This is a genomic window from Actinokineospora sp. (assembly GCF_050699995.1).
GTDB lineage: Bacteria > Actinomycetota > Actinomycetes > Mycobacteriales > Pseudonocardiaceae > Actinokineospora.
The window spans coordinates 1-9,187 of sequence record NZ_JBOHGC010000620.1 but is presented as its reverse complement, the minus strand read 5'-3'; the positions used below and the strand labels follow the sequence as shown (position 1 = coordinate 9,187).

At 68.9% G+C, this 9,187-nt stretch carries 10 protein-coding genes; 3 read left to right on the top strand and 7 right to left on the bottom strand.

Annotated elements, in window-relative coordinates:
• Positions 1–8: 8 nt before the first annotated feature.
• The 4 genes from ACRDSQ_RS29785 to ACRDSQ_RS29770 all read right to left on the bottom strand — a co-directional run bounded on the left by ACRDSQ_RS29785 (position 9) and on the right by ACRDSQ_RS29770 (position 3,251).
• Positions 9–542 (bottom strand): DUF2017 family protein, encoded by a 534-nt coding sequence (locus ACRDSQ_RS29785; protein ID WP_431425654.1) that lies wholly within the window; start codon positions 540–542, stop codon positions 9–11.
• Positions 543–565: 23 nt separating this feature from the next.
• On the bottom strand, positions 566–814 hold the full coding sequence (locus tag ACRDSQ_RS29780; RefSeq protein ID WP_431425653.1) for an ATP-dependent Clp protease adaptor ClpS: 249 nt from the start codon (positions 812–814) through the stop codon (positions 566–568).
• A gap of 61 nt (positions 815–875) precedes the next feature.
• On the bottom strand, positions 876–1,763 hold the full coding sequence (locus tag ACRDSQ_RS29775) for a hypothetical protein (protein ID WP_431425652.1): 888 nt from the start codon (positions 1,761–1,763) through the stop codon (positions 876–878).
• A gap of 66 nt (positions 1,764–1,829) precedes the next feature.
• Positions 1,830–3,251: an amidase gene (locus tag ACRDSQ_RS29770; RefSeq protein ID WP_431425651.1), complete on the bottom strand. Its 1,422-nt coding sequence runs from the start codon at positions 3,249–3,251 to the stop codon at positions 1,830–1,832.
• A 54-nt stretch (positions 3,252–3,305) separates the two neighbouring features.
• Between ACRDSQ_RS29770 and ACRDSQ_RS29765 the strand changes: the two genes are divergently transcribed.
• Positions 3,306–3,896, top strand: coding sequence for a TetR/AcrR family transcriptional regulator (locus tag ACRDSQ_RS29765; RefSeq protein ID WP_431425650.1), 591 nt, complete (start codon positions 3,306–3,308; stop codon positions 3,894–3,896).
• A 40-nt stretch (positions 3,897–3,936) separates the two neighbouring features.
• Here ACRDSQ_RS29765 and ACRDSQ_RS29760 read toward each other — a convergent pair whose 3' ends face one another.
• From ACRDSQ_RS29760 to ACRDSQ_RS29750, 3 genes are all read right to left on the bottom strand, one after another.
• The gene (locus ACRDSQ_RS29760) at positions 3,937–5,376 is read right to left on the bottom strand and encodes a hypothetical protein (RefSeq protein WP_431425649.1); all 1,440 of its coding nucleotides are present in this window, start codon (positions 5,374–5,376) and stop codon (positions 3,937–3,939) included.
• 81 nt (positions 5,377–5,457) lie between these two features.
• Positions 5,458–6,087, bottom strand: a complete 630-nt coding sequence (locus ACRDSQ_RS29755; protein WP_431425648.1) for a LuxR C-terminal-related transcriptional regulator — start codon at positions 6,085–6,087, stop codon at positions 5,458–5,460.
• 186 nt (positions 6,088–6,273) lie between these two features.
• A complete protein-coding gene (locus ACRDSQ_RS29750; RefSeq protein ID WP_431425647.1) occupies positions 6,274–6,777 on the bottom strand; it encodes a hypothetical protein in 504 nt (167 codons plus the stop codon).
• Between the two features lie 32 nt (positions 6,778–6,809).
• Here ACRDSQ_RS29750 and ACRDSQ_RS29745 point away from each other — a divergent pair, with 32 nt between their 5' ends.
• Together ACRDSQ_RS29745 and ACRDSQ_RS29740 are read left to right on the top strand one after the other, a co-directional pair.
• Positions 6,810–7,190: a hypothetical protein gene (locus tag ACRDSQ_RS29745; RefSeq protein WP_431425646.1), complete on the top strand. Its 381-nt coding sequence runs from the start codon at positions 6,810–6,812 to the stop codon at positions 7,188–7,190.
• Positions 7,191–7,278: 88 nt separating this feature from the next.
• Positions 7,279–9,187: DUF4158 domain-containing protein (locus ACRDSQ_RS29740; RefSeq protein WP_431425655.1), on the top strand; the 1,909-nt coding region annotated here is incomplete at its 3' end.

Genomic DNA, 9,187 nt, shown 5'->3' with positions numbered 1-9,187 from the left:
TGTTGGACTCACTGTTCTGAACGTTGGACTCGCGACGTGGTCTGTTGCGGGGGAGAGGGATTGTCGGCCGGGACGGCCAGGACGTTGGTGGCGAGGATGAGCGTTTCCTGGACGTGGTTCACCCAGCTGCCGACCATGCCGAGTCGCTTGGATTTGCGGTCCAGCGTCAGGAATCGGGCCAGGCCGAACGTGGAGATCCAGTCGCCGACCTGCGCCCGCGACAGCACATGATTGGTGCCCCCGGTCAAGGTTTGCCGCACCCGCCGCGCGGCGCTTGGGTCGCGCAACCTCCCGGAGTGTCGCTCCCGGAAGGCCTCAGCTTCGACGCGGTCGCGGTAGGCGTCAGGAAACATCCGGCGGCGCACGTCCGCTGCCGTCACGGTTCGGCGGAATACGCCCGTCTTGGCCGGCTCGACTTCGCCGGTCTCGAGAAACCGGATCAACTCGCCTGCGAGGTGCGTGAGAGTCTCGGCGACGTTGGCCGACATGCGCACCGCGACTCCGTCTCCAACCGCCGCGGCGTCGAAGAAGTCCTCGCTCACGTCCGTCCATACCGGTTCCCCGGTCACGGCCGCCGCACCATCGTGTGCAGCCCGAGCCGCTGCAAGGCCACTGCCAACTGCTCGGCGGCGCCCTGGTCGGGGAACGTGCGGACCACCGCCTGGCCCTTCTGGTCCACGTGGGCCGCGAGGGTGGCGGCGTCGCGCACGGACAGACCGCATTCGGTGTGCAGCAAGTAGATCACCGTCGCGACCGAGGTGACATCGTCGTCGCGGACTTCGACGCGCCAGCCCGGGCTCTCGCCCACAGCCATCTTTCCAAGCCTCCTCGTGCCGCTACGCTTCGACGCGTCGGGGCAGGGTAATACGAGACGGTCAACGTGACGGCGGATAGCCGTGACCGGGATGCGGTGGATACCCGGTCTGCGGGAACGGCGGCGGATGACCCGGCTGCGGGTACTGAGCGGGCGGGTACTGGGCCGGTGGGTATTGGGGCGGGTAACCCGGCTGGGGTGGCGGCGGATACGCGGGCTGCTGCGGCTGGTACGGCTGCTGGGTCGGGTAGGCAGGCTGCTGCTGTGCATAGCCGGGCTGGGGGTGAGACTGCTGTCCGCCGCCCTTGTGGAACGGGAGTTGGGCGACCAGGACCGCGAGTTTGCCCAGCTTCTCCACTACCTTGTTCGGGCCGTTGGCACCCAAGATCGAGCGTTCCGCGCACACAAGGTCGGTGCCGATCAGGGACCAACTGCCCAACTCGGCGTCGCGGATGGTGGCGATGACGCCCGGGGTGAGGATCTGGGCGGCGACGTGCGGGTCGGTGCCGACGATCCGGTGCCGCTTGTCGAACTTGCGGTCACCGGTCGTCGGGTGAGGACTGTCGTCGATGTCCCAGTACACCTGGTTGCAGTGGGCGATCTGGAAGAACGGCATGGGCGCGGGCAGCCGCACCACCCACACGGTGTCGGTGACCATCTTGTCGTGCTGGTTGAACGTGACGCCGTAGACCTGCTTGTCGATCACCATGTCCCTGCGCATGAAGTCGAACACCGTGAAAGACAGCCCGTCGCACGTCCCACCCAGTACCCCGTAGGCCAGCCGCATGTCGCCGCGCTGGGTGAAGGGCAGCACCGGCCAGCGGTCGAGCAGTTCCGGCGCCTGCTCGGCGAACTGCCAGCCGCGCAGCTCCGCGAGTTTCCCTCTGTTCCTGTTGGCGCCGTTGACCTGGGGCATTCGTGCCCACGTGCGCCTGCTGTCGAAATCCATGGATTCCCCCTAACTCCGCGGGCAAGGATAGCGGGGGGAGCAGGTCGCGTGGGCGCGCCGAGGGACTCAGACCTTGGTGTGGATTTTGGCGAAAGGCTGCTCGGCCTCCAGGGCGTAGGCGACTTCGAGGAGAGTGCGTTCGTCGCCGTGGGCGGCGCTGAGGTGCACGCCGATCGGGAGTCCCTGCGGTGTCATGCCCAACGGCAGCGAGATCGCCGGGGTGCCCGCGATGTTGTTCAGCGGGGTGTACGCGACATAGTTGGTCAGGCGGTCCAGCAGCTCGTCGAAGTCGACGGTGGGGCTGATGTGACCGAGGCGCGGGGTCGTGTGCGCGAGGACCGGCGAGAGCACCAGTTCGTGGCGGGCGAACATGTCCGCGTAGGCGCGGGGTATGCGGCGCAGCCGGCGCAGGGCTCCCGGTGTGCGGCGGAGGTTGGCGCGGTGGTGTCGGCGCAAGCCTTGGGTGAGTCCGTCGACCCGGCCGCGGTCGAAGGCCCGGTCGAAGGTGAGTTTGCCGGTGTCGACGGCGAGTTGGGCGAGCAGACCCCAGTACTGCAGGAAATCCGCCACGAACTGCTCGGTGACCGGCAGGCCGACGGGCTCCACGTGGTGGCCCGCCTTCTCCAGCAGCCGCGCGGTGTGCTCGACCGTGGCACGGGTGTGTTCGTCGACGGTGCCCTTGATCGAGTCGAGCACGAGGCCGATCCGCAGCCGCCGCTGGGCCGGACCGTGGACCAGGCCGATCGGTGGGAGATTCGGGTTGCGCCAGTGGTCTTCGGCCGCGGCGAGGAAGGCCGCGGTGTCACGGACGCTCCGGGTGAGGACACCTTCGGAGACCATGTTGATCGGCAGCCTGCGGGCCTGTTCGCCGTCGACGTGCCGGTGCCTGGTCGGTTTGAGGCCGACCAGCCCGGCGCAGGCCGCCGGGATCCGGATCGAGCCGCCGCCGTCGTTGGCGTGGGCGATGGGGACGACACCGGAGGCGACGAGCGCGGCCGAGCCGCCCGAGGAGGCGCCAACCGAATGCTCGGTGTGCCAAGGGTTCCGGGTCGGCTCGCCGGTCATGAACTCGGTCGTGGCGTTGAGCCCGAACTCCGGCAGCCGGGACTTGCCCACCATGGTCAGCCCCGTGCTGAGGTACTGCTTGGCGTAGGCGCCGTCCTTCTTCGCGGGCGCGGCTGTGTAAGCCTCGCTGCCGTGGTTCGTCGGCAGGCCCCGCAAGTCGGTGTTGTCCTTGATGAACGTGGGAACGCCGTAAAGCGCGCCGGTCTTGTCCGGTGCGACGCGGGGCGTGGTCGGCTCGCAGGCGATGGCGTTGAGCAGCGGGTCGACCCGCCGGGCCCGGGCGATGGCGGCGTCAGCGAGTTCCTGGGCGCTGACCGTGCCGTCGCGGACCAGACCGGCGAGCGCGACGGCGTCGTGGTCGCCGAGCGCGTCGTCGCCGAACGCATGCACCAGCGGAGGTCGGGAAGGCGGTGGTGTGGTCACGCCCACACTGTACGCCAATCTTGAAGGAATCTACAAGATTGGTAGTCTGGTGTCGTGCCACACCCGGACAAGCGCTACGCCAAGGGGGAGCAGCGCCGCGAACGCCTGCTCCGCGCCGCCATCGAGATCGCGGCCGAACAGGGCGTCGCCGCGGTCACCCACCGCGCCGTCACCGAGCGTGCGGGCGTCCCTTACACGTCCGTGTCGTACTTCTTCGGCACCATCGAGCAGCTCGGTGTCGAAGCCCTCCAACTCGCCGCGGACGACCTCATCGCCCGGCTCGACGCCCTCGCCGCCGACCTCGCCGCCGCCAGGGTGGCCCCCGACGAGATCGCCCGCCACGTCGCGGAACTGCTGACGCTGTTCCCGCCGTCCCTCGAACTGGCCCGCTACGAGGTGCTGCTGCAAGCCGCTCGCTCACCCGAACGGTCGGAAGCCCTGGCCCGGATCATCGACACGATCCACCACGTCGCCGAAGCCGCGCTGCGCGCCGCCGGGGCGGCGAGGCCCACTGACGGCGCCCGTGCCTTCGCCGCCATGGCGGAGGGATTCACCCTCCACCACCTCGTGTCCCCGCGCCCCGACGACGTCGACACCGCCGAGCACGCCTACCGCACGCTGTTCCAGGCCTACACCACCGGCTGACCGGCTGACCGGCGCTGGACGCCGGTCAGCCGGTGAGCCCTCAGGCTGGGGTCAGCCGCAGGGCCGGTGCCGCCGTGACCGCGGGGTAGGCGCCGAGATCGACGTTGAAGGCGCTCAACTGATGCTCCGGACCGGAGGACACCGTGCCGTTGAGGATGGCGTCGAGTTTGTCCTTCGCGTCCTTGTAGTTGGCGTCCTGGGCGGTGTTCAGGAAATCGGTGAAGCTCTTGTATTCGGCGGTCGTCTTGTCCAGCACCGCCGCCGCCACCGCGGTCACGTAGTACTCGTACTGGAAGTTGAACGTGATCTTCCGAACCGTCGCGCAGTCCGACGTGAACTCGGTCTGCGAACTGGAGACCCGGAGGAAGTAGTACTTCAGCTTCGGGAAGTACCGGTACACCGGCGGCCCGTCGACGTTCTGCTGCACGGCCTCGTGGCACTGCCCGAGAAGGGCGACCTGGTAGTCGCGCTGCTTGTTGTCCCAGCCCATCTGCAGCGACTTGCCGACCCCGGAGATGAAGGTGGAGATGCCGCTGATGATGGAGTTGGGCACCGTGACAGCGTCGAAGAAGAGCTTGACGAAGCTGGTGCTGAACTCAGCGAGGACCTGGGTGTCGGAGTAGGTCTCCTGGGTGATCGAGTAGTCGGTGAGCCCGCCCGACTCCTGCAGCAGGTACTGCATGTAGTGCGTGACCGCCGGGTCCCACTGCGTGGCGGGCGGGGTGTCTCCCTGCAGCGGTTTGATGACTCCGTTGTGCAGCGCGGTGAAAGTCTTGATGCGCAGCGTCGAGAAGAAGTTCGCGATCTTGTCGAACACCGCGGTCCCGGTCTTGTAGGCATCGCTGTTGTTCACCAGGTCCGAGGAGAGGTTGACGAACGAGATCAGACCGTCGGAGTCCTTGAACGCGGCGCCCTTCCCGTCCGCGGCGAGCGCGGTGGGCTGGGCGAGGATCGAGTTGAGCTTCAGGCGGGCGAGCTCGATACCGCCGCCTGTGGGGGAAACCGGGCCGGTTGGGGAAACAGGGCCCGCGGCGGCGCCGTTCCCCGCGGCGGCGAGACCATTGCCCGACGCGACGCCGTCGCCGCCGGGCGCGGAGGCCGTCACCACGGGGGCCGACTTCGGAGGGTCGCACTTGACCTTGTTGCCCGTCTTGCCGGGGCCGTACTGCGACGGGATGGCCGGGATCCAGATGAACACGCCGTTGGGTCTGTATTCCTTGCCGTTGCGGTTCACCGGGGTGCCGTCCGTCGACGCGTCGCCTTCGATGAAGATCTTGTCCCACCAGCGCGGCGGGCCGGTGGAGGCCGGAACCCAGTACGAACCTTCGTCGAAGGACGCGACCTCGTAGTGCCAGTGGATCTCCCTGGACCAATTCCACTCATCGTCCTGAACGAAGCCGTCGTGGCCGTCGGACTTGAGGACCATGACGCCGGGCCAGCTCGCCATGGTCGCGCCTGCCACGTTCAACGTCCTGCACATCGGTGCCTCCTGGGGTGTGGGCACGGTCCCTGCGGCCGCACGTCCGACAAGTGTGTGGCCGTCCGTGCGCGCCCGGCATCGTCAAAATTGACGACCGGCGACGGCATGAACGGCATGGACGGCATGAACGGCATGGTCGGGCAGGTTCAGCTCCCGCCAGCCCGCTCGTCCCGCGGCGACCGCAGCCAGCTGGGACGAGACGTTGAGCTTGAGCAGGATCGACCGGATGTGGGTGCGGACGGTCGTGAGGCTCACGTGTTCCCGGTGGCCGATCTCCGCCGCCGTCAGGCCCGCGGCCAGGTCGGTCAGGACCGTGCGCTCGCGCGGGGTGAGCCGGTCGAGGCGCTCCTGCAGGCGCAGCCGCACCCGGAGGCTCTCCATCAGTCCCTCGCGGCGGGAAGGGTCGGTGAGTCCGTGGTGTACGGCGGCCAGGAGTTCGGGGATCGGCAGGTCCCGGTCGACGATGCTGGTCGCCCCGGCGTGCACGGCGGTGATCAGCTCCCGTGGGCACCGGACGGACCCCACCACCACGGTGGGCAACGCGTGGGCGACGCACTCGGCGACGAGGTCGCTCGACAGCGTCCCGTGCTCGTGGACGATCACCGCCGCGCAGGCGGCCATCCCGATCGGGTCGCGCACGCAGGTCCAGCCGAGGGCGGCGAGCCCGGCGGCCAGGACCGCGCGCAGCACGCCGACACCGACCAGGCGCACGACGTGCGTGTTCGCCCGGGGCCGTGGGATGACCGGTCCTGGTGGTTCGGCCAGCCAGTCCGTCCGTCCGACGACTCACCTCCACCGATCGACGGTGGCAGGTCGCGTCGACGGGTGGCAACGAGATCAGCGCGGAGCTAGCTGTTCAGGTGACGCCGCCGTCACCCGATCGCGGCTCCGGTGACGTCAGCTGGGATACGCCCACTTCCAGTCCTTGTGGACGACCAGTCCCTCGGTCGAGTGCGTCTCCACGACCACTTTGCCCCGGTACTTGCCGTTCGGTTTGGGGTCGCTCCAGTAGATCGACTGCTCCTGCGGGAAGCAGCGCGGCCCGGCGGAGCTGACGAGCGTGTCGAACCCGTACGGCCCGTAGGTCAGGAACGCGTCCCACACCGGGGTGTCCGACCGCTTGACGAACCGGGCCCCGGTCTCGACGGCGACGGTCAACACCACCAGGTGCCGGTTGCGGCCCAGCGGAAGCGGCTTCTCAGCCGTGCACTTGGGGTCGACCTCGATCTTCTCGACCACGAAGCGCAACGCCTGCCCGGCGTCGACCCAGTCGCCCACGGCGACGGTCGTGATCGACGGCTTGAGCGGCCGCGGCGGCGCCGGAACGGCGGTTCCGGTCACCGTCGAACTACAGCCCGCGATCAAGAGCGAGCAGGCCAGGATGGTCAGTCGAGTGCGCACGGCGGCATTGTGCTCCGCGGGCGCGCCGACGGGTGATTACCGGTGAATTCGGTTCAGGTCGTGACCATCGGACCAGACTCCACAGTGGACATCGACTGTTTACCTCGCGGTCGGGAAACCTTCGAGGTGACCAACTTGGGGTCAGGCGACCCGTCGCGCTTGTCCGCAACCACGAGGTCGGCTCCTACCGCGGCGCCTTCACCCAACCGGCCTACAACCCGGCGGCGGGCGGCGGCACCACGACCACCGCCACAACCCTGGTCACCGGCATCGACGACGCGCTGCACAAGAAGCCGGCGGTGCTGGTGGTCGATCTCAGCGAAGTCACGTTCTTCGGTTCCGTCGGCATCACGTCGCTGATCGAGGGGGAACGCCCGACGCATGGTCCCATGCGGGTGGTGGGGGCCCCGTAGTACTCGCCGAAAATCGGGCGGATATGGCCGAGTAGGCTCCTGACCAGGGAATCTGGGGACTGGTGGGAGGTCGTGTTTGGCGACGCAGGTGTTCGCGGACGCGGAGTTGGAGCGCCTGCGGGGCTTTCCGGAGATTGGCCGGGACGAGTTGTTCAGGTTCTTCACTCTCACTCACGCCGACGTCGCGTTCGTGGACCCCGGTCGGGGCCGGGGTCCGGTGGATCGGTTGGGGTTGGCGGTGGCGTTGTGCACGTTGCCGTGGCTGGGGTTCGTGCCGGACAAGGTGTCGGCGGCGCCGCCGGTTGCGGTGGCCCGGCTGGCTGACCAGCTGGGGGTCGACCCGGTCGAGCTGCGGTCCTATGGTCGCCGGGCGAAGACCCGCACCGAGCATCTGCGGCTGGTGGCGCAGTATGTGGGCTGGCGGGCTCCGTCGACGTTGGAGCTCAAAGAGCTGGACGAGTTCTTGCTGGCGCGGGCGATGGAGCATGACTCGCCGACGTTGTTGTTCCGGTTGGCGTGTGAGTACCTGATCTCGGCGCGGGTGATCCGGCCTGGTCCGGTGACCGTGGTCGAGCGGGTCGCGCACGCCCGGGAGCAGGCGCAGCGGGAGACCTACGTCGGGTTGGCGCACGAGTTCACCGACGAGCGGTGCGCGGCGTTGGACGGGCTGCTGGTCACCGACCCCGAGGTGACGATGACCCGGTTGCGGTGGTTGGGCACCGGGCCGGTGGAGGCGTCCCCGGCCGCGATCAAGGCGGAGGTCGCGAAACTGGAGTTCCTGCGCGGCCTGGGCGCCGACCGGTTGGATCTGTCGGTGCTACCGGCGGAGCGGCGCCGGTTCCTGGCCACGGTCGGCCGCCGGTTGACCGGGCAGGCGCTGGAACGGCGCGATCCGCAACGCCGGTACCCGATCCTGTTGACGTTGTTGGCGCAGTCGGCGACCGATGTGCTCGATGAGGTCGTGGGGTTGTTCGACCAGGCCATATCGGCGCGGGAGGGCAAAGCCGAACGCACGATGCGGGAGGCGCTGGCCGAGCGGGGCAAGGCCGGGGAGGATCGCCAGGCGCTGCTGGACGATCTGCTGGCCATCATCACCGACCCGCAGATCAGCGACGAACTGGTCGGCGGGTTGATCCGGGGCGAGCGGATCGGGTGGCCGCGGCTGCGGGCGGCTATCGCGCAGGCGAAGCCGCGGTTACCGCGTGATCATGGGCACCTAGCGGCGTTGGACGGCTCGTACGGGTACTTGCGGCAGTTCACCCCGCAGGTGCTCGCCGCGGTGCGGTTCGCCGGCGGCACCACGGCGGCCGGATTGCTGGAGGCGGTGGAGGTGCTGTGCGAACTCAACGCCACCGGCGCTCGCCGCGTCCCACACGGCGCACCGGAGGGGTTCGTGCCCGCACGGTGGCGCGGCTACCTCGAGTCCGCCCGCAAGTCCGGCAATACCAGCGCCTTCCGGCACTACTGGGAGCTGTGCACGCTGTTGGGGTTGCGCGACGGGCTGCGGACCGGGGATGTGTGGGTGCCCGGTTCGCGCCGCTACTCCGACCCCGCCACCTATCTGCTGACCCCGGAGAAGTGGGTCGATCAGCGGGTGGAGTTCTGCCGGCTGGTGGGCAAACCGGCCGATCCGGCTCGTGCGTTGGCGGCCGCCGAGGACGAGCTGGGCCAGGCGCTCGGGGAGTTGGAGGCGGTGCTGGCCGCTGGCGACGGCCCGGTGCGCCTGGACGAGGCCGGGGATCTGGTGATCTCCCCGCTGTCGGCGGAGGACATCCCGGCCGAGGCGACCGCGTTGAAAGCGGAGTTGACCGCGATGCTGCCGTTCGCGTCGATCGTGTCGCTGCTGATCGAGCTGGACAAGCGCACCGGGTTCCTGGACTGCTTCACCCACGCCGGCGGCAAGCAGTCCCGCAGCCCGGAGTTGAAGCGGAACCTGATCGCGGTGCTGATCAGCCACTCCACCAACCTCGGCCTGACGCGGATGGCCGACGCCTGTG

Coding starts and splice junctions, on each gene's coding strand:
- ACRDSQ_RS29780 (WP_431425653.1), bottom strand. CDS start 814: ATGGCTGTGGGCGAGAGCCCGGGCTGGCGCGTCGAAGTCCGCGACGAC.
- ACRDSQ_RS29775 (WP_431425652.1), bottom strand. CDS start 1,763: ATGGATTTCGACAGCAGGCGCACGTGGGCACGAATGCCCCAGGTCAAC.
- ACRDSQ_RS29760 (WP_431425649.1), bottom strand. CDS start 5,376: ATGTGCAGGACGTTGAACGTGGCAGGCGCGACCATGGCGAGCTGGCCC.